A 20,103-nucleotide genomic window follows, 5' to 3' on the forward strand; every position below is an offset into this window, starting at 1 on the left:
CTATGGACTTCTTTGGACCAGTCCTGGATGGTTTTGGCACCGTTCTGGACCCCACAAACCTTTTGTACTGCCTGATCGGTGTGGTCATCGGCATGCTGGTCGGTGTGCTGCCAGGCCTCGGCCCGGCTGCCACCATCGCCATCCTGCTTCCGCTGACCTACGGCATTGAACCTGTCACCGCCATCATCATGCTCGCCGGTATTTTCTACGGTGCGCAGTACGGCGGAACCATCACCTCGGTACTGCTGCGCCTGCCTGGCGAAGCCAGTTCGGTGGTTACCGTGTTCGACGGCTATGTCATGGCCAAACAAGGCCGGGCCGGAACCGCCTTGGGCATCGCGGCCATCGGCTCGTTTGCCGGTGCGACCGTGGCCATCATCGGCCTGACCTTCCTGGCCCCGCTGGTGGCCAGCTTCGCCCTGGACTTCGGGCCACCGGAATACGCGGCGCTGGCGCTGCTTGGCATCTTGCTGGTTGCCACCATTTCCGGGGCCTCGAAGATCAAGGCAATCATCGCCGCCGCGATCGGTTTGCTCCTGGCAACCGTGGGGCGCGATATCTTCACCGGTGCCGAACGTTTCACCTTCGGCAACCTTTCCCTGGCTGACGGAATCGATTTCGCCCCGTTGGCAATGGGCCTGTTCGGCATCGGCGAGATCCTCTACAACCTGGAGGACCGCCACCGCGCAGCCAACGCGCCGGTCAAGGTCAAACGTGTCTGGCCTTCGGGCAAGGACATCAAGCAGGCGGCTCCGGCGATTGGCCGTGGCTCGGTGCTTGGTTTCATCCTCGGTATTCTGCCAGGCGGCGGCGCGACCATCTCCTCCATGGTTTCCTATGCGGTGGAGAAGAAGGTCGCCAAGGATCCCTCGCGTTTCGGCAAGGGCGCCATTGAAGGTGTTGCCGGCCCGGAGACCGCGAACAACGCGGCCGCAACCAGCTCATTCATTCCGCTGCTGACGCTGGGTATCCCCGCGAACGGCACCATGGCGATCATCTTCGGTGCGCTGCTGATCCAGGGAATCACCCCGGGCCCGCAGCTGATCGGCGAGGATCCGGAGCTGTTCTGGGGTGTTGTGAACTCCATGTACATTGGCAACATCCTGTTGCTGCTGATGTCGATCCCGCTGGTTGGCGTCTTTATCCGCATCTTGCGTATCCGCGCCGCGATCTTGGCTCCGATTACGGCCCTGATCACCATGCTCGGCGCCTACACCATTCGCAACTCGATTTTCGACGTGCTGATGGTTGTGGTGTTCGGCGGTCTGGGTTATCTGATGAAGAAGTTTGGATTCGAACCTGGTCCAATGGTTCTGGCCTTCGTTCTTGGGGGATTGCTTGAATCGAACCTGCGTCGTTCGCTGCTGGTGCTCGAAGGCGACCTGGGCGGGTTCCTGACCCGGCCGATCTCTGCAACCCTGCTTGCGGCATTTGTCCTGGTGGCCCTGTGGCCTGTTCTCAAGGGCGCTATTGACCGAAACAAAAAGAAGTCGCTGGCTGCACAGGTCGCAATTGAAAAGGAAAAAGCATGAGTATCATCGTTGGTTACGTTCCTACGCCGGTAGGCAAGGCCGCGCTGAATGCAGCGATCACCGAGGCGAAACTTCGCGACGAGGAATTGTTGATCGTCAACTCCTCACGCGAAGGCGCACTGGTGGATAAAAACACCGCGTCCCTGGATGACTGGAACGCGGTGGATGCCGCGGTGAAGGCCGCAGGCATTCAAAGCCAGATCGTCGAGTCGACGTATCGTGATGACCTCACCGAGGAATTCCTGCGGATCGCAGAGGAGCATGACGTATCGCTGATCGTCATCGGTTTGCGCCACCGCACCCAGGTTGGAAAGTTCATCATGGGTTCGCACGCGCAGCGTATCCTGCTGCAGGCTGACCGCCCCGTGCTGGCCGTGAAGGCAACGGAGCGCTAGAGCACCGCGTTACGACTCAAAACCCGCCACAGGCGCCCGTCATGGGCGGCTGTGGCGGGTTTTGCGTTATGCGCTAAAGGTATTGATGACCAGAGGAAACTTGCGGGGCTGTGAGGCTCGAATCCTTGGCGAAGCTCCATCCCCCAAGGAATAAACCCAGATCAGCGGTGAGCTTTCTCACACTAGTTGCAGGATGCCACCAAACGAGTCGTATTCCAGCGTGGAGGATGTGGCGCAAAACTCCCGTTTGCATGGGGAATTGTGACCCACGCGGCAAAGATATTCGCAAACGTAATACCTCTTGGGTATTGCTGTATGCGCCTGTGGTCTTGGACGCGGCACTTGTGGCATGGCTAACGTGATTGCTGGCACAAATTCCTTCACGGAGCCTGTTCTTCTCTGGGAGAACCAGATGCGTGCCCGAATGCCCAGCACGGGCACCCCAAGTTTTTAGAAGATCGGAGTGGCGTCATGCCTTTGGTCATCGTCGGACTCTCAGTCGTTGTACTGCTTGTCCTCATGATGAAGTTCAAGCTCAACGGCTTTATCTCACTGCTGCTCGTTTCGGCGTTGGTGGCATTCTGGGCCGTTGCTACGGGAAACTTCACGGTTGACGGAGAACCTGCCGGGCTCGGGGAGATCCCCGAGGTCATCAAGGACGGTGTTGGCGGCCAGCTCGGCGGAACTGCCATCGTAATCGGTCTGGGAGCGATGATTGGCCGCGTCATGGGCGACGCCGGCGCCGCTCAGCGGATCGCAGGCAAGATCTTGAATGTCTTCGGCGCCAAGGGCGTCCAGTGGGCCATGATCGTTTCCTCCATGCTCATCGGTGTGACCATGTTCTACGAAGTCGCCTTCGTGATCCTGGTTCCAGTGGCCTTCACCCTGGTGCGCGCCACCAAGGTGAACCTGCTCTGGGTTGGCCTGCCGATGTCCATCTCGCTGTCAACCATGCACTCGTTCCTGCCTCCTCACCCCGGCCCCACCGCAGTGGCCGGACTGTATGAAGCATCCGTGGGATTGACCCTGGCCTACGGCCTGATGATCGCAGTGCCAGCCGGTGCGCTGATGGCCATGCTCTGGCCGCGACTGCCCTTTGTCCGCAAGATCAATCCAGAAATGCCCCAGGGCCTGCTGGCTGACAAGGAATTCAAGGAAAGCGACCTCCCATCGGGATTCATGTCCTTCTTCGTCGCGCTGCTTCCGGTGTTGCTGATTGCCGGCGCAGAAGTGATCTTGATGAGCCTTGGTGAAGGCGACGACACCCTGCACCACGTGTTGAAGCTGGTGGGTTCACCGGAAATCGCGTTGCTTGTTGCCTTGATTGTGGCCACGATCGCCTTTGGTCCGGCGCATAATCGCACCATGTCCCAGGTGGGCAAGTCGATGAGCGAAGGCGCTCGCGCCATGGCCATGATCATCCTGGTGATCGGCGCCGGCGGCGCGTTCAAGCAGGTTCTGGTTTCTGCCGGTATCGCCGACTACATTGCAGATCAGGCAAGCGGCTGGGACCTGAACCCGATCATCCTTGCCTGGCTGATTGCAGCCATCCTGCGTATCGCACTGGGCTCGGCTACGGTGGCCGTTTCCACCGCCGCGGGCATCGCCGCTCCGCTGCTGGCTGCGACCGGTGCATCACCCGAGTTGATGGTGCTGGCCACCGCCTGCGGTTCCCTGGCCTTCAGCCACGTGAACGATCCGGGGTTCTGGATGTTCAAGGAATACTTCAACCTCAACGTCGGACAAGCGCTTGCGGTCCGCACCTCGTACACCACCGTGCTGGCGGTACTCGGCCTGCTGGGTGTCCTGCTGCTGAGCACCTTTGTGGGCTAAGCACAACGCGGCTACCGTTGCCTGAGATCTCGCCACGTTGAGATCCATATGGAGCTGAACGCATCAAAAGACCTCCACCCGAACTGGTTAGTGTTCGGCTGGAGGTCTTTTTGCGCCCAGGGTGGCGCTTGCCAGGGATTGGAGTTGCCTTGTTCAGCGGCACTAGATGTTGTGGATCTTTATTTGGGGATTCTCCCGCAGCGCGGCGGGGCAGCTGATTTTTTCAGTCTGCAATGCATCGGCGAGCCTTCCGCTGGAGAGGGCGGCGAGGATCGACTCCGGACCGTCGCCAAGACGACCCAGGATTTCGATCCCCAGCAGGTGGCGATCTGCATCAAAATCGAGAATCACATCAGTGATCCCGGGCAGCGAGACTTCCAAAGGATAAGAATCTTCCACTGTCGCAGAGCGGCCACTGAGTTTAATGTAGGCGGCGCACGCCTCCGCATCAAAAGTCATCTTCATTGCGTCCTAGAGTAGCTGGCTGAAACGCTCGCGGGCCTCACCCAGGACAGCTTCGTAGTCTCTGCGTTCAAAGGTGGAGGCGGAGCTGGAATGAGTTCTAATGGGTTTCTCGTCAGGTTCATAGTTGATGTCCCAACCGAAGTTTGACCAGCTCACAGTCTCCGACTGAATTGTCAGTTCTGTCGTGAGACCGCCGCAGCCTTCATCAGCGCAGAGCGGGCAAAAGAGCAGCCATGCACGTTCGCCGTACTGGTGCGGGATCACGCCGAGTAGCCGATCGATCTGTTGAATTGCATCAGATGGGTGGACATCGTTTAGCCGACTAAGGCTCTGTGTGGCTGGGACGTCGAGGTCCCATCTGCGAACGTGATCCTGAAGGGCGAGTCCATCAACCATAAATTCCAGTTGTACGCACTCGCGTCTGAGCCTCCGGCCCAACGTGAACCATCGCCGTGTCTGCCGTTTGAGCTTGACCTCCACCAGCGATAGGGCGTTGTGCTCGAACAAAGTAGGCTCCGGGTTCCAAGACGAGGGTGCGCAGGCGATTAGCAGCGCAAACTGGTGTTTGCCAGCTTAGTCGACTCTGCCGTGCAAGCCTGTAGCGTGAGTCAACTTGCTGGGTGCAACGACTTGGACCTCGGGCAATCAATTGCCTGGTACCGGATGCTAGGCGCTGAGGTTTGGTGCAGTCGTGAAGATCCGTTTAGGAATCCGGCGTTAGCGAATCCGAAGACAGCGATCACCTGATTCTCAAGGAATCGCACTTGCGGGTCGCGATGGACCTTGAATGCGACCGTCTGTACTCCTATGGGTGGCCCCGCGCCATTCGACGAGATTTTCTGCCATGTGAAGGATGATGCTGAATTTGTCCGCATTGGCTCTTTTCTCCCAAGGACAAACATGTTATCGATGATATTCAAGAGTTGTATCGCTGATACGGGTGTGTGTTATCGTTGATTACATGGAAACCAGATCAATGATCCTTCAGCGGGCCTCGGAGTTGCTCGCATCTTCCTTGACAGGGGAAATTTCCACACGAGCGATCTGTGAAGCCGCCGGCATTGGGCAGCCGGTGCTCTATCGGCACTTCGGAGACAAGGACGGGCTGTTGGCCGCCGTTGCTGACAAGGTGTGGGAGGAATACCTTGCCCCGAAACGAGCTGCGGTGCCTTCGGGCGACCCGTTGCAGGATCTGCGGGATGGTTGGGACAACCACCTCAAGTTCGCACTTGCGCATCCCCACGCCTACAAACTGGTTTTTGCCAGCGGACTGAGCGCTGCGCCGCAGGCAGCGCAAGAAGCAATGGCGTTGCTGGAAAGTGTACTGTCACGCGTTGCCAAGTGCGGAAGGCTTCGAGTGTCTCCGTCCGAGGCTGCCAGGGTTGTCATGGCGGCAAACACCGGTTTGGCATTGGGGCTGATTCTGCGTCCAACGCAGTTCCCCGATCAGGGGGTCTCGGACATTATTCGGGAAGCGACCTTGCGTGGCATTGTCGCGGACGCAGAGATGGGTGAAGGGCGCACATTCCAGGTAGCTGCGACTACACTTCTGGCGGGTCTTCCTGATATGGGGCTGTTCACTGGCGCAGAGTCTGCCCTTTTCGCCGAGTGGCTCGATCGTATTCACGATGCCTGAACAGGCCAATCGAACTAACTGCTGTCGCATCTATTTAGGTGCCTGAACAACATTGAGGAAAACTTCATGACCAGTATTCTCGCTACACCCCGTGTCGCCCTTGTTATCGGAGGATCTGGAGGTATCGGAAAATCCATTGTCCACAAGCTTGCGGCTGAAGGGTTCGCAGTGGCGGTCCACTACTCTGAGAACCAAGCAAGTGCTCAAAAGCTCGCCGACGAGATCGTGGTGGCCGGTGGCTCCGCAATTGCGGTACGCGGCGATGTTGCCGACGAAACAGCCATGACTACTCTATTTGACGACGTGGAGCAGTTTTTTGGTGGCATCGATGTCGTTGTGAATACCGCGGGGATCATGATTCTCGGTCCTGTGGCTGACTACGACCTTGAGGCATTCGACCTCTTGATGCGTACAAACGTCCGAGGCACGTTTCTGGTCTCCCAGCAAGCTGCCCGTCGGGTACGTTCCGGTGGTGCGATTATCAATTTCTCAACGACCGTCACCCGTACCCAATTTCCAAACTATGGGCCGTACGTGGCAAGCAAGGCAGCTGTGGAAGGGCTTACCCTGGTTCTCGCCCGTGAGCTACGCGGGAGGGATGTCACGGTGAATGCCGTAGCGCCCGGCCCTACCGCCACCGCGCTATTTCTTGAGGGAAAGGACGAGCAGAGTATTGCCACTCTTGAGAAAGCGACACCGCTGGAGCGTATCGGGGCGCCGGAGGATATTGCCGAAACCGTCGCATTCCTCGCCGGTCCGGCTCGGTGGATCAACGGGCAGACCATTTTCACCAACGGTGGCCTTGCGTAAAGTGCTTACTGTGTGGCGGGGTGTACGTTCAACTAGCGTATCGCCCGGAGCGCTGCGTGTGGGAACACCTTATTCGGGTATGACTACTTCGTATATGAGCGTACCTGGCCAAAGGGTCAGCGGCGCCTTGCGATGATCAAACCGTCCCAGCCCTTGACCCTGACGGTTTGCAGCGCGGTTGCCTCAAGATCCGGGTGATCGGCGATGTTGCGAGTCACGGTTTGCACGCCAACCACCCGTGGGTCATCGCTGTCTTGCCGGGTCACCGCGCCGTTGCGCACAACATTGTCGATAATGATGACCGCTCCGGATCTAGTCAGGTCCAATGCCGCGTCAAGGTAGGCGGGGTTGCTGGGTTTGTCCGCGTCGATGAAAACCAGGTCGAATGGCTCGACCTCTTCTGAGATGAGCTGCCGGGCGGACTGGATGGCTGGACCGATACGCGTCTGAATACGATCTGAGACTCCGGCCCGCTCGAAGTTTGCGCGCGCGACGTCGCATTCTGTTTTTCAAGTTCAAGGGTCACCACCTGCCCTTGGGGCAACGGCCCGGGCAAGCCAGATGGTCGAGTATCCGGCCTGGGTGCCGAACTCCAAGACTCGGCGTGCCCCGGTGATCTGTGCCAGCAGCCCGAGCAATGCGCCCTGGTTCGGTGCGACTTCAGCGTTTGGCATCGTCGTTTCGGCACCGGATTCGCGGGCCGCAACCAGCGCATGATCTTCCGGTGTCAGCAGATTCGAGAAGTATTCATCAACTTCATTCCACGCAGCCGCTGTTTCATAGCGGTTGATCGGAACAGGGCCTGGTGAAGTTTGGGTCATATGCGCAACCTATCAGTGTGGGTGCTCGCCACAGGTGTTGTTTGGGAACCATGACGCCAACTTATGGAACAAGTTGCGCCTTTGAGGGAAGAACTTATTTTCTGCCCCTATGGCAGTACTTCCTTGATATTACGGCGTTTTTACCCTCTGATCATGGCAGGTGAGGTGAACTTCTTATTTTCTTTGCCACACTACTTGTTAGATAACTATTCAGCTTGTACTATAAGTTGTAAGCCAAGTGCATAACCCACATCACATTCTCGAAGGGCTACTTCCATGAGCTACACCCCGGATGCCATCCGCCACGTCAAGTTCTCCACCGCTCGTCTTCCGCTCGCCACCCCGATTTCGGACGCGAAGGTTTTCACCGGTCGCCAGAAGCCGATGACCGAAGTAGCGTTCCTCTTCGCTGAGATCACCACCGAGCAGGGCCACGAAGGCCTGGGCTTCTCCTACTCCAAGCGTGGCGGCGGTCCGGCGCAGTACGCACACGTGAAGGAAATCGGCGAAACCATCATCGGCGAGGACCCAAACGACATCGCCAAGCTCTACACCAAGATGCTCTGGGCCGGTGCTTCGGTAGGCCGTTCGGGTGTCGCCACCCAGGCGTTGGCCTCCATTGACAATGCGCTGTATGACCTCAAAGCCAAGCGTGCCGGACTGCCGCTGGCCAAGATGCTCGGCTCGCACCGCGACTCGGTCCGCACCTACAACACCTCCGGCGGCTTCCTGAATGCCTCCATCGAAGAGGTCAAGGACCGCGCAACCCAGTCCATCGAAGAGGGAATCGGCGGCATCAAGATCAAGGTCGGCCTGCCAGATAGCAAGGAAGACCTGCGCCGTGTGGCCGCCGTTCGCGAGCACATCGGACCGGATGTGCCGCTGATGGTCGACGCCAACCAGCAGTGGGACCGCGCCACCGCGCTGCGGATGGGCCGTCGCCTGGAGGAATTCGACCTGGTCTGGATCGAAGAGCCGTTGGATGCCTATGACGCCGAAGGGCACGCCCAGCTGGCTGCCGCACTGGATACCCCGATCGCCACCGGTGAAATGCTCGCCTCGGTTGCCGAGCACGAACGCCTGATCGAGGCCCGTGCCTGCGACATCATCCAGCCTGATGCGCCACGTGTTGGCGGCATCACCCAGTTCATGCGCCTTGCCACGCTGGCTGACCAGGCTGGTCTGGACCTGGCCCCGCACTTCGCCATGGAAATCCACCTGCACCTGGCCGCCACCTACCCACGCGAGCCATGGGTGGAGCACTTCGACTGGCTGGATCCGCTGTTCAACGAGCGTCTGGAAACCGAAGGCGGCCGCATGCTGTTGCCAAACCGTCCGGGTCTGGGCTTCACGCTCAGCGACCAGGCTCGTGCCTGGACCCTGGAAACCGTAGAGTTCGGCAAGGCCTAAAGGCCCCGGTAGTAAGCGCGGGAACGTTCAGCAGACGTTCCCGCGCTTATTCTTATAGCTATGCAAAAGACAAAGATGAACTTGACTACACAACTGGTTGAGTTCCTTCGCGAGTTGATCTCCAGTGGACAGATCGCGCCGGGGGACAAGCTGCCCAGCGAGAATACGCTGATTGCCCAGCATGGGGTTTCGCGTACCGTGGTGCGCGAGGCGATCCTCCGGCTGCAGGCCGAAGGATTGCTCTACACCCGCCGTGGCGCGGGAAGTTTTGCATTAACCCCACCGCGAGATCCCAGCGAGTCGCCCTCTGGCATGGTTCCGCGGACCCTGCTTGAACGACGCCAGCTGCTGGAATACCGCATCGGCATCGAATCCCAAGCAGCCGCCACCGCCGCCCGGGTGAATCCTCCCGGGGCGCTGGCAGATATGGACTTCGCCTTGGCGGCTTTTCGCGCCTCGGAGGGCAACGCGTCGCAGACCATGAGCTGCGACTATGAATTCCACTTGGCCATCGCGAAGGCAACGGGCAATCCCTACTTTGTGCAGGCCATCGAGATGCTCGGCCCGGCCATGATCACCATGCCGCGTCAGCGTTTCGACGTGAACTCCTCCGAGATTTCGCCGCGTCTGCAACAGGTGGCCGACGAGCACGAAGCCATCCGTGAAGCCATCGCCGCGGGGGACCAAATGGTGGCCTCCTCCTGCATGCGGCTGCACCTGGCAAACTCCATCAAGCGCCTGGAGCGCGAGTCGGGGGCCAGTCCGAAAAAATTCGGATAACTTATCGAAAGGATCCGCTGTTCCCATGCCCTCAAACGGTACTGAACGATTAGTTGATGTGCTGGTGATTGGCGCCGGAATCATTGGCTCAACCACCGCCTCCCTGCTGGCAGAGCTGGAACCGGACTGGGACATCCAGGTGGTGGACGCACTGGATGAGGCAGGCCTTGAAAGTTCCTATGGCTGGAACAACGCCGGCACCGGGCATGCGGGACTGTGCGAATTCAACTACACCCCGGCAGCCGCCGACGGCACGGTGGATCCGGCCTCGGCGCTGAAAATCCACGAACAGTTTTTGGTCTCCGCCCAGTACTGGGCTCGCATGGCCGCTTCCGGCCGGGTGGGGAATCCCGGCGATTTCATTCGCAGTGTGCCGCACTGCTCCTACGCCCATACCGAGGAATGGGTGGAATTTCTCAAGGCGCGCCATACGGCCCTCAGTGCACATGCGTTGTTTGCCGACATGGAATTCAGCGCAGACCCGGCCACCTTGAAGAGCTGGCTGCCTGCAATGTTTCAGGGGCGTGCCGACTTCACCGGACTCGCCGCAACCCGAAGCGCACTCGGCACCGATGTGGATTACGGAATCCTGAGCCAACGGCTGCTGGCCGATGCGCAGAATCATGGCGCCTCGGTTCGCCTGGGGGTGAAGGTGAAAAAGCTAAAGCGTCTGCCTTCCGGACATTGGCGTGTGCTGCTTTCAACCGGCCAGGTGATCACGGCGGGTTTTGTTTTTGCCGCAGCCGGCGGGGGAACGCTGCCGCTGCTCCAGCAAGCGGGAATCTGCGAAACCAGTGAGATGGGCGGCTTCCCGATCAGTGGCCAATTCCTGCGCACCGCCAATCCCGAACTGGTTGCCCGGCACCGCGCCAAGGCCTACAGCCATCCGGCGCCGGGGGCGCCTCCGCTGTCGGTGCCGCACCTTGATCTGAGGGTCATGGATGGCAAGGAATATCTGATGTTCGGTCCGTTTGGGGCGTTCTCGCCGCGATTCATGAAGTCCGGGAAACTCTGGGACCTGCCGGGGTCGGTGACCAGCAAAAACCTCACCACCTTGCTGGGCGCGGCTAAAAACGGCACCGAAATGCTCCGTTTTTTCATTGGCGAACTGCTGCGTACTCCGGCCAGCAGGATCAGGGATCTGAAGGTTTTTCTGCCCGAGGTCAACCCGGATGACTGGGAGCTGATCACCGCGGGACAACGAGTCCAAGTGGCCAAACAAGTCGATGGTCGCGGACTGATCGCGGGGTTCGGCACCGAGGTGGTGCTGAATTCCGAGAAAACCTTGGCCGCGGTGCTCGGCGCCTCCCCGGGCGCCTCGGCATCCGTCAGTGTGGTTCTGGATTTGCTCGCCGAATCATTCCCGCGGCGTATCGATTCATGGCTCCAGGCGCTGCGTGAGCAGATGCCGCATTTTTCAGACACCCTCAATGAGTCGCCAGAAGACCTCGCCACCGTGCGCCGAGAGGCTGGAGCCGCACTGAAACTCCACTGGTAAGTCATCCAGGCAACGAGCCACGAACAAATACACCGCAGGCCGCCAAACATGGTGGACTGCGGTGTATTAGTTGTTGGTGAAGTCAGGAAATGGGGGTGACCAGGGTGCGGTCCTTGAGGTAGGAGCGCAGGTTATTGATGGTCAGCTCGGTCATGTCTGCGCGGGTTTCCACGGTCCCCGAACCCAGATGCGGCAGCAAGACCACGTTCTCCAGCTCCAGCAGCTCGGCTGGAACCTGCGGCTCCTTGGCGAAAACGTCCAGGCCAGCGCCCGCAATGTGTCCCTCCTGCAGGGCCTTGACCAGGGCTGGTTCGTCGATGACCGAACCACGGGCAATGTTGATGATAAACCCGTTGGGACCAACCGCTTTGATGACCTCGGCGTTCACCAGGCCAGCCGATTCCGGGCCGCCGGCCGCCGCGACGATCAGCACCTCGGTAGCTTCGGCGAGCTCTGCGGCCGAGCCGTGGTACTGGTAGGCCACCCCGTCCTTTTGGTTCCGCGAGTGGTAGTGGATCTCGCAGCCGAAACCTTCGAGGCGGTCCGCTATAGCCTGGCCAATGCGGCCAAGGCCCAGGATGCCAACCTTGCGGCCGCTGGCGCGGGTGGCCAAACGGAAGTTCTGGCCGCTGGCCCAGGTGCCGGCACGGACGAAGCGCTCGGCCGAGCTCAAGCCGCGCAGGGTGTCCAGGTAGAGGCCCAAGGCGGTATCAGCGACACAGTCCGTGAGCACATCCGGGGTGTTGCTCAGCGGGATGTTGCGCTCGGTGGCCTGGGAGACGTCGGTGGCGTCGTAGCCTACCCCGAAGTTGATGATGGCTTCAAGGTTTGGCAGTTTTTTCATCAGCTCGGTATCGATGCCGATCTTGCCGGAACACACCGCAACGCGGATGTCCGCTCCGTTTTCTGCCAGCCAGGCATCGCGTTCATCGGCCGCTGGGAGGATGGCCGTCTGGAATTCGTCGGCCAAGATGGCCGCGACTGCTGGGTTGACCGGTCCAACGCGCAGGATCTGGTCACCGGTGATCTGGGTGTCAATGCTCATAAGTGCATCGTAGGGAAAACCCACTGATCCAGTCCAACATGCAGATTAGATGGATCAATGCTGTTTCAGTATTGGTTTTGATTTAGGTGCGAAATGTCGGGGGAGTCACAGGCAATCCATAGGGTGTGATCGGTGTCACTCGGATTGGCCGGTTGCGTCATGGGCTGCTTTCGCCTTGACCCTCAAATTCTGGTGATCAATGATTTTGAAGACGAACAAGGCAGTGGCGCCGATCACACAAGCCGCGCAACCACACTCGCAACGCGAAGGAAACAACGATGTTCAAGACACCACGAATTTCTCGACCAGCCCGCAAAATCTCCCTTGCTGTCGCAGCGGGCGCGTTGCTGGGAACCACCGCACTGTCCGGCTGTTCTGTGGCCAACTCCGGTGAAGCAGAAGGCGGAACCCCCGTGGCCGGTGACACCCTGCGGCTGGTGCTGCAGCAGGAACCGCCGACGCTGGAAGCCTGCGACTCCAACCTGACTTCCACCGGCATCGTCATCCGCTCCACCATCACCGAGCCGCTGATTGAGCGCAACCCCACCAGCGGCGAACTGGAGCCCAAGCTGGCCACCGAATGGAGCACCGAGGACGAGAAAACCTACACCCTGAAGCTGCGCGAGGGCGTGAAGTTCCACGACGGCTCGGACTTCACCGCCGAGGACGCCAAGGTCACCATTGACCGTGCAGTGAACTCGAAGATCGGCTGCGACGTCGAAGGCTACGTCTTCGGCGATGACGACCTGGATGTCAAGGTCGTGGACGAGCACACCGTGAGTGTCACCTCCGTGAAGAAGGACCCGATCCTCCCGCTGCGACTGTCCTTCCTCGAAGTTGTCCCGGCCGAGACCAGTGCCACCGAAAAGGTCCGCGAGCCAATCGGCACCGGCCCCTACAAGATCGAGACCTGGACCGCGGGCCAGTCCATCGACCTGGCCGCCTTCCCGGACTACTGGGATGAGCAGCCGGCCTTCCCGAAGGCCAACTACCAGTGGCGTTCGGAGGCAAGTGTCCGTGCCTCGATGATCACCGCCGGCGAGGCAGACATCGCCACCGGCCTGAGCCCGGAAGACAACATCGGCGAGCTCGGTGTCTCCTACCCGAACAATGAGACCGTTGCCCTGCGGATGCACAACAATGCGGCACCACTGGATGATGTGCGCATCCGCCAGGCCGTCAACTACGCCATCGACCAGGAAACCATCGTCAATTCGCTCTACGGCGGGCGCGACAAGGTTGCCTCGCAGCTGGTCCCGGAAGGCGTTGTCGGCCACAACGAGTCGTTGCCGATCTGGGAATTCAACATGGACAAGGCCAAGGCGCTGGTTGAAGAGGCCAAGGCCGACGGCGCAGATGTCTCAGCTCCCATCGAGTTCGTGGTGCGTACCGCGCAGTTCCCACGCATCCAGGAACTCGCCCAGGTGATCCAGCAGAACCTGACCGACATCGGGCTGACCGTGGATCTGAAAATGCTGGAAACCAGCCAGCAGCTCAAGTACCAGGTGCGCCCATTCCCGGAGACCGACAACGCGCTGATGGTGATGATCCAGCACGGCAACCAGGCCGGTGATGCGGCCTTCACCGTGGATCAGTACATGACCACCAACGGTGCCCAGTCGGCCTTCGGCAGCGAGGAGATGGACAAGAAGATCGAGGAGGCCGGGGCCGCTACCGGTGAGGAACGCCAGAAGGACTACGAAGAGATCTTCGCGTACCAGAACGAGAACCTCGTTCAGTTCGCCCACATCAGCCACCAGACCGGCATGATGGGCATCTCCAAGGCCGTGAACTATGCGCCGAACTCCTCCTCCGGCGATGAGCTTCGCCTGGCAGAAGTCACCCCTGTCGGCCAGTAGTTAGCAGCAACCGAGCTGACCAACCACACACAAGGAAAGCACGTAGTTCCATGCTGATTTATCTTCGTAAGAGAATCCTCTCCTCTGCCATTCCGCTGTTTGTCGTGATCATCGGGGTATTCGCGCTGGCGCGAATGACCGGTGACCCCTCATCCCTGTACCTTCCACTGAACGCCACCGAGCAGATGCGTGCCGACTTCGCGGCGCGTAATGGATTGGACCAGCCGATCTGGGTCCAGATGTTCAACTACTTCGGCGGAATCCTGCATCTGGACTTCGGTACCTCAATGCGTACCGGCGAAGATGCGGCAGTCATGGCACTGCGTGCTTTCCCTGCCACCCTCCAATTGGCCGCTTTCACCATGATCATCGCGATCATCTTGGCCATTATTGTCGGTTCGATTGCGGCCCTGAAGCCCAACGGCCTGCTGGACCGGTTCGCTTCCTTCGTCTCAATGATTGCCGCCTCGATCCCGGACTTCTGGCTGGCGATTGTGGGAATCTGGGTTTTCGCCATCACCCTGGGTTGGGTTCCGACCTCCGGCGTGATGGGGGCTGGCGCCTGGGTCTTGCCCATTGCCACGCTGGTGATGCGGCCCTTTGGCACCCTGGTCCAGGTGATCCGCGGTGCCATGGTCTCGGCCCTGTCCGAGCCGTACATCAAGCTGGCCCGGGCCAAGGGCGCCACCCAGTACCGGGTGATCAGCAAGCACGCCCTGCGCAATGCGGCCGCCCCGGCGCTGACCGTGGCCGGCGATTTGACCGTGGGCCTGGTCAACGGCGCGGTGGTGGTCGAATCGATCTTCGGGTGGCCGGGCATCGGCAAGCTGATGATCGACTCGATCCTGCAGCGGGACTTCGCGGTCCTGCAGGCCTGCGTTTTTGTCACCGCGGTCGCCATCTTCATCCTCAACATCATCATCGACCTGCTGTACGCACTGCTCGATCCGCGGGTGCGTCCCTCGGCCGGCAAACGTAAGCGCCGCAAGGCCAGGGCAGAAACGAAAACCAACACCACCAGTGGTGAAACCACCGAGCAGGCCGGCGCCACCGCACCGGCCGGGGTCTAGGAAAGGGGCTGAGCAAGAATGAGTGAAACTACACTGAGCAAGGCTCCGACGGGCACGCAGCTGCCGTCCAAGGCCGAGGCGCGCAAGGCGCTGCGGGCAGGCAAACCATCGATGTTCAAGATGCTGCTGCGCGACAAGTTCGCCACCGTGGCGGCGATTTTCCTGAGTTTTGTGGTGCTGGTGGCGATCTTCGGCCCGATGCTCATGGGCGAGGTCGCGGTGAAACAAGACCTGATGTTCATGAACAAGGCGCCGTTCGACCCGGCCAACGGCTGGCAGTACATCCTGGGGTCCGACGCGTTGGGCCGCTCGATGCTCGCCCGCATTGTGGTTGCCACCCGGACCACGCTGCTGGTGGCGGTTCCCGCGGTACTGGTCGCCATGGTCATTGGCTCCCTGTGGGGTGTCTGGGCCGGATACCACCGGGGCCGGCGCGAAACGGTCTCCATGCGCATTGCGGACATCATCATGTCCTTCCCCTCGCTGCTGCTGGCAGTGGTCGTGCTGTTTGTGTTCTCCCCATCCGCGGCGAACATCGTGTTGATCCTGGCGATCACCCGCATCCCGGTCTACCTGCGTACCGCCCGGGCCGAGTCGGCCGAACTGCAGTCACGCACCTTTGTCGACGCGGCCCGCACCTTCGGAACCAAACCGACGCTGATCATTGCCCGGCACGTGGTGCCGGTGGTGATTCCCACACTGCTGACCCTGGCCACCTTGGAATTCTGTTTTGTGATGCTGGCCGAGTCTTCCCTCTCATTTTTGGGAATCGGTATTCAGCCGCCAGACGTTTCCTGGGGCCTGATGGTCGCCCAGGGGCGCCAGTACCTGCAGACCGCCTGGTGGTTGTCGATCCTTCCGGGCCTGGCCATTGTGCTGACCGCGGTCGCCGCGAACGTGCTGGCCGCCTGGATGCGAATTGCCACCGACCCGGCCCAGCGCTGGCGCCTGACGGTGGACAAAAAAGCCGTGAAATCGATGAAGAAGAGCAGCATCAAGGACGCGAAGTAGGATCATGAGCCAGTCAACGATTGAAAAGAGCGCCAGCACCGCAACCCCGGTGCTGGAAGTCAAAAATCTCGACGTCGACATCCGCACCCCACGCGGTGTGGTGCGGGTTGTCTCCCAGGTCGGATTCACCGCGCGGGCCGGGCGCACCCTGGCCCTGTTGGGCGAGTCGGGGTGCGGCAAATCGATGACCGCCAAGGCGATTGCCGGATTGCTGGATTCGGTGGCGCACGTCGCCGGGGGAGAAGCAATCCTGCAGGGCCAGGACCTGAACCAGATGTCTGACAAACAACGCCGTGCGGTGGCCGGACCGGGACTGGGCATGGTGTTCCAGGACGCGCTGACCGCCCTGAACCCGGTCTACACGATCGGCACCCAACTCGGTGAGGCATTCCGCATCCACCGGGGCATGAACAAAAAACAGGCAAAGGCGCAGGCCATCGACCTGATGCGCCGGGTGGGGATCCCCGAACCGGAGACCCGCGTGAATTCCTACCCCCACCAATTCTCCGGCGGCATGCGCCAGCGTATCCTGATCGCCATGGCGGTGGCCTTATCCCCGCGGCTGCTGATTGCCGACGAACCAACTACCGCACTGGACGTCACGGTGCAGGCCCAGATCATGGACCTGCTGGCCAAACTGCGTGAAGAAGCGGACATGGCCGTGGTGCTCATTACCCACGACCTGGCGGTGGTGGCCGAGGAATCCGATGACGTGTGCGTGATGTATGCCGGCAACGTGGTGGAGCAAGGCACCGTGGAACAGGTTTTCGCCAACCCCACCCACCCCTACACCAAGGGGTTGCTGGACTCGGTTCCCACCGATGCGCACCGCGGCACCGAGCTCTCCTCGATTCCAGGCTCGCCGCCGGAGCTGTCGAAGATCCCTGCTGGCTGCGTGTACCAGGAACGGTGCCCATTCGCCGCGCAGAAGTGCCGGGATGAACGCCCGGCGCTGCGCACCACCGCCGACGGGCAGCAAGCCGCCTGCCATTTCCCGCTGACCAGCCTTGCCGCCTCGATCGAAAACCCGGGTGGCACCCAACAATCAGACAACACAACCCGCACCGGCGCGCACGTACTCTCGGAAGGAGCGTAAACGGTGATGAGCACCCTCACGAATACCGAAACACCGGTGGATCACGTCCTGGAAGTGAAGGACGTTTCCAAAACCTTCCACGTGGCCGGCGGCCGGCAGCTCAAGGCCCTGGACGGAATCAACCTCAGCGTTGAACGCGGCCAGACCCTGGGGCTGGTTGGCGAGTCAGGTTGCGGCAAATCGACCCTCGCCCGCACCCTGATGATGCTTGAAACCCCGGATTCCGGCACCGTTTCCTTTGACGGTCAGGACCCCTTTGGACTCAAGGGCCGGGAGCTGCTCAAATGGCGCCGCCGGGTGCAGATGGTGTTCCAGGACCCGTTTGCCTCACTGAACGCCCGCATGACCGCCGGGCAGATCATCACCGAACCGTTCGCCACCCACAAGGATCTGTATCCCGGGGCGGCCGCGCGCAACCAGCGGCTGGGCGAACTGATGGACCTGGTGGGGTTGCGGCGTACGGATGCGGCCAAGTCCCCGCAGGAATTCTCCGGCGGGCAGCGCCAGCGTATCGGCATCGCCCGAGCCTTGGCGCTGAACCCGGATTTGATCATCCTGGACGAGCCGGTCTCCGCGCTGGACCTTTCGGTCCAGGCCCAGGTGCTGAACCTGCTCAACGAGCTGCAGCAGCAACTGGGGGTGTCCTACATCTTCATCTCCCACGATCTGTCCGTGGTGCGCCACGTGACCGACAAGGTGGCGGTGATGTATCTGGGACGGATCATCGAAACCGGCACCACCGAACAGGTGTTTGATTCGCCGTTGCATCCGTACACGGCGTCGCTGATGTCTGCCTCTCCGAAGCTGGATGCCTCCAAACGCCCGGCCGAACGGATTGTGCTGGCCGGGGAACTGCCCTCGCCGTTGGATCCGCCCTCCGGCTGCCGGTTCCGGACCCGCTGCTGGAAGGCGCAACCGATCTGTTCGGCGCAACGCCCCGAAAAACATGTCCGCGAAGCCTCCGGGGCGATCAATATCGGAATGCCGGGCATCGGGTTGACCCCGGGCCAGCAGGTCGCCGAATGCCACTTCCCGGTGGCTAATCCGCAGGAAGCTGGACTCGTTCCGGCCGGTTCGTAATATGGGGCCCGCCGAGTACGTGATCTTGGCGGTCACCCTGTTCGCCGCCGCCGGGCTGCAAGGATCCATTGGATTCGGTGCAGGTCTGGTGGCGGCGCCGGTGGTTGGAATCCTGGAACCTTCCCTGCTGCCGGCCTTCATCATTTGTCTGGGCGCGCTGATTGGATTGCTGGTCACCCTGCGGGAGCGGGCCAGCGTGGATGTCAAAGGCGCCAGCTGGGCGTTGCTGGGCCGGATTCCCGGGAGCATGATCGGCACCTGGCTAGTGGTGCTCCTGCCGCTGACCGCGTTGACCTGGGCGGTGGCCTTGAGCGTGCTGGCCGGAATTGCCGCCTCCTTTATCGGGTGGCGGCCGGTTCCGCACCGCCGGGCCTTGGTGACCGCCGGCGCCCTGTCAGGAATCATGGGCACCGCCACCGCAACCGGTGGGGCGCCCATGGCGATCATCTGGCAGGGGCAGGAACCAGCCCGGGTACGCGGCACCATGAGCGCCTTTTTCCTGGTGGGTTCGGTGATCTCGGTCCTGTTGCTGGCGTTGGCCGGACAGGTTTCCGCCCAGATGCTAACTACCCTGCTGTGGATGAGCCCGGTGGTAGTGGCCGGATTTTTCCTCTCGCGCTGGATCAACAAATTCATGGATGCCAGGCGCCTGCGTTACGCGGCGCTGGGGGTCTCGATCCTCGGCTCGCTGGTGCTGATCATCCGGCTGCTGATTTCCTAGGCAGCCGCACCCCATGCTGGTCAGTGGCGGCCCGAAGCTCGGTACGCTGGGTGATGAAGGACAAATCACCAACACGGACTGCGGGGGAACCTCATGAATATGCCCACCATGGCTCTTGACTGTGGGCAGAGCGGAATCAAAATCCGACTCATCACTCCCGGAGAAGACCCCCGGGAAATTGCCGTACCCGGAGTGCGCACCCACCAAGCGTTATTACCCCAACTGAATACGGTGATCCGTGAAGTCCAAGAATCCGCAGGATTCACCGCGCGAGTTGTAGCCTGCGGGGTCTCCGGTCTCACCCAAGCCGAAAACGATCCGCAGGCACTGCTCAGGCTCCTTCAAGGAACAGGTGTGCATCGGGTGGTGCTGGCCCACGATTCGGTCACCTCGTATCTCGGCGCCTTGCGGCAGAGCCTGGGCGCGGTGGTTGCCGCCGGCACCGGGGTGGTGACACTGGCCGTGGGAACCGGCACGGTGGCGCGGGTGGATGGCTGGGGCCACATCATGGGAGATGCCGGCAGCGGTTATTGGATCGGGCGGCACGCCCTGGAAGCGGTCATGCGTGCCCATGACGGGCGTGGACCTGCCACCGCTCTGAGCCAGGTGGTTCGGGGAACCTGGCCGGATCTGGAACAGGCCTACATCCTGCTTCAGTCATCTCCCACCGCTGTCGCAACCGTGGCCTCCTTTGCCCAGGCCGTCGCCCGGCTGGCCCAGAGCGACCAGGTGGCGGCACAGATCAGCCAGGCCGCCGGGGAAGAATTGGCGCACTCGGTGTCCACGGCCCTGCAACGGGTGGCTTCACAGGACGGCAGCCCGCACCGGGTCGCGGCCCTCGGCGGGGTATTCGGAAACCAGATGCTTCACACCGCGTTCTCGCGTTCACTGAAAGGTCTGCACCCGGCAGCCGAACCGGTTCCGGCCGCGGGAACCGGCCTTGACGGGGTCCAGGCCCTGAGCACGCTGCAACCGGATCATCCGCTGTGGGAACTGGTTACCGCGGCAGGGGCCGAAAATGCGCACGGTATCGATCAATGA

The 20,103-nt window shown here is 61.0% G+C and carries 18 protein-coding genes and 1 pseudogene; 15 read left to right on the top strand and 4 right to left on the bottom strand.

Going from position 1 to position 20,103, the window contains the following annotated elements; genetic code table 11:
* Nucleotides 1-2: 2 nt before the first annotated feature.
* From ACIOWL_RS07965 to ACIOWL_RS07975, 3 genes are all read left to right on the top strand, one after another.
* Nucleotides 3-1,532 (top strand): tripartite tricarboxylate transporter permease, encoded by a 1,530-nt coding sequence (locus ACIOWL_RS07965; RefSeq protein WP_400383379.1) that lies wholly within the window; start codon nt 3-5, stop codon nt 1,530-1,532.
* Nucleotides 1,529-1,927 carry a universal stress protein gene (locus ACIOWL_RS07970; RefSeq protein ID WP_400383381.1) on the top strand — a complete coding sequence of 133 codons (399 nt, stop codon included), beginning with the start codon at nt 1,529-1,531 and terminating at the stop codon, nt 1,925-1,927. The genes ACIOWL_RS07965 and ACIOWL_RS07970 overlap by 4 nt, the downstream gene beginning before the upstream one ends.
* Before the next feature lie 471 nt (nt 1,928-2,398).
* Nucleotides 2,399-3,760, top strand: a complete 1,362-nt coding sequence (locus ACIOWL_RS07975) for a gluconate:H+ symporter (protein WP_400383383.1) — start codon at nt 2,399-2,401, stop codon at nt 3,758-3,760.
* A 162-nt stretch (nt 3,761-3,922) separates the two neighbouring features.
* Here the strand turns inward: ACIOWL_RS07975 and ACIOWL_RS07980 are convergent, their stop codons facing one another.
* Both ACIOWL_RS07980 and ACIOWL_RS07985 read right to left on the bottom strand, forming a co-directional pair.
* A complete protein-coding gene (locus tag ACIOWL_RS07980) occupies nt 3,923-4,219 on the bottom strand; it encodes a DUF2283 domain-containing protein (RefSeq protein WP_400383385.1) in 297 nt (98 codons plus the stop codon).
* A 12-nt stretch (nt 4,220-4,231) separates the two neighbouring features.
* Nucleotides 4,232-4,621, bottom strand: coding sequence for a hypothetical protein (locus ACIOWL_RS07985; RefSeq protein ID WP_400383387.1), 390 nt, complete (start codon nt 4,619-4,621; stop codon nt 4,232-4,234).
* A 565-nt stretch (nt 4,622-5,186) separates the two neighbouring features.
* Here ACIOWL_RS07985 and ACIOWL_RS07990 point away from each other — a divergent pair.
* The gene (locus ACIOWL_RS07990) at nt 5,187-5,861 is read left to right on the top strand and encodes a TetR/AcrR family transcriptional regulator (RefSeq protein ID WP_400383389.1); all 675 of its coding nucleotides are present in this window, start codon (nt 5,187-5,189) and stop codon (nt 5,859-5,861) included.
* 66 nt (nt 5,862-5,927) lie between these two features.
* Entirely contained in the window at nt 5,928-6,671 is a 744-nt protein-coding gene (locus ACIOWL_RS07995) for an SDR family oxidoreductase (protein ID WP_400383391.1), read from the top strand.
* A 116-nt stretch (nt 6,672-6,787) separates the two neighbouring features.
* Here the strand turns inward: ACIOWL_RS07995 and ACIOWL_RS08000 are convergent.
* Nucleotides 6,788-7,492 (bottom strand): annotated as a pseudogene (locus ACIOWL_RS08000) (O-methyltransferase).
* 276 nt (nt 7,493-7,768) lie between these two features.
* On the opposite strand from ACIOWL_RS08000, the gene ACIOWL_RS08005 reads away from it, so the two are divergent.
* Genes ACIOWL_RS08005 through ACIOWL_RS08015 form a run of 3 tightly spaced genes read left to right on the top strand, consistent with a single transcriptional unit; the run spans nt 7,769 to nt 11,180 of the window.
* A complete protein-coding gene (locus ACIOWL_RS08005; RefSeq protein ID WP_400383393.1) occupies nt 7,769-8,902 on the top strand; it encodes a mandelate racemase/muconate lactonizing enzyme family protein in 1,134 nt (377 codons plus the stop codon).
* 60 nt (nt 8,903-8,962) lie between these two features.
* The gene (locus ACIOWL_RS08010; RefSeq protein ID WP_400383395.1) at nt 8,963-9,682 is read left to right on the top strand and encodes a FadR/GntR family transcriptional regulator; all 720 of its coding nucleotides are present in this window, start codon (nt 8,963-8,965) and stop codon (nt 9,680-9,682) included.
* A gap of 25 nt (nt 9,683-9,707) precedes the next feature.
* A complete protein-coding gene (locus ACIOWL_RS08015; RefSeq protein WP_400383397.1) occupies nt 9,708-11,180 on the top strand; it encodes a malate:quinone oxidoreductase in 1,473 nt (490 codons plus the stop codon).
* Between the two features lie 82 nt (nt 11,181-11,262).
* Here the strand turns inward: ACIOWL_RS08015 and ACIOWL_RS08020 are convergent, their stop codons facing one another.
* Nucleotides 11,263-12,225, bottom strand: a complete 963-nt coding sequence (locus ACIOWL_RS08020) for a 2-hydroxyacid dehydrogenase (RefSeq protein ID WP_400383398.1) — start codon at nt 12,223-12,225, stop codon at nt 11,263-11,265.
* 278 nt (nt 12,226-12,503) lie between these two features.
* Here ACIOWL_RS08020 and ACIOWL_RS08025 point away from each other — a divergent pair, with 278 nt between their 5' ends.
* The 7 genes from ACIOWL_RS08025 to ACIOWL_RS08055 all read left to right on the top strand — a co-directional run bounded on the left by ACIOWL_RS08025 (nt 12,504) and on the right by ACIOWL_RS08055 (nt 20,103).
* Nucleotides 12,504-14,084 (top strand): ABC transporter substrate-binding protein, encoded by a 1,581-nt coding sequence (locus tag ACIOWL_RS08025; protein WP_400383400.1) that lies wholly within the window; start codon nt 12,504-12,506, stop codon nt 14,082-14,084.
* A gap of 50 nt (nt 14,085-14,134) precedes the next feature.
* Complete coding sequence (locus tag ACIOWL_RS08030) at nt 14,135-15,154, top strand: ABC transporter permease (RefSeq protein WP_400383402.1); 1,020 nt, start codon at nt 14,135-14,137, stop codon at nt 15,152-15,154.
* Nucleotides 15,155-15,172: 18 nt separating this feature from the next.
* Complete coding sequence (locus tag ACIOWL_RS08035; RefSeq protein WP_400383404.1) at nt 15,173-16,165, top strand: ABC transporter permease; 993 nt, start codon at nt 15,173-15,175, stop codon at nt 16,163-16,165.
* 4 nt (nt 16,166-16,169) lie between these two features.
* The gene (locus ACIOWL_RS08040; protein WP_400383406.1) at nt 16,170-17,261 is read left to right on the top strand and encodes an ABC transporter ATP-binding protein; all 1,092 of its coding nucleotides are present in this window, start codon (nt 16,170-16,172) and stop codon (nt 17,259-17,261) included.
* A gap of 6 nt (nt 17,262-17,267) precedes the next feature.
* Nucleotides 17,268-18,341 (top strand): ABC transporter ATP-binding protein, encoded by a 1,074-nt coding sequence (locus ACIOWL_RS08045; protein WP_400383408.1) that lies wholly within the window; start codon nt 17,268-17,270, stop codon nt 18,339-18,341.
* A 1-nt stretch (nt 18,342) separates the two neighbouring features.
* Complete coding sequence (locus ACIOWL_RS08050; protein WP_400383410.1) at nt 18,343-19,062, top strand: sulfite exporter TauE/SafE family protein; 720 nt, start codon at nt 18,343-18,345, stop codon at nt 19,060-19,062.
* Nucleotides 19,063-19,170: 108 nt separating this feature from the next.
* Nucleotides 19,171-20,103, top strand: coding sequence for an N-acetylglucosamine kinase (locus ACIOWL_RS08055; RefSeq protein WP_400383411.1), 933 nt, complete (start codon nt 19,171-19,173; stop codon nt 20,101-20,103).

Origin of the sequence: Glutamicibacter sp. NPDC087344, from assembly GCF_044744225.1 — a bacterium.
Lineage (GTDB): Bacteria > Actinomycetota > Actinomycetes > Actinomycetales > Micrococcaceae > Glutamicibacter.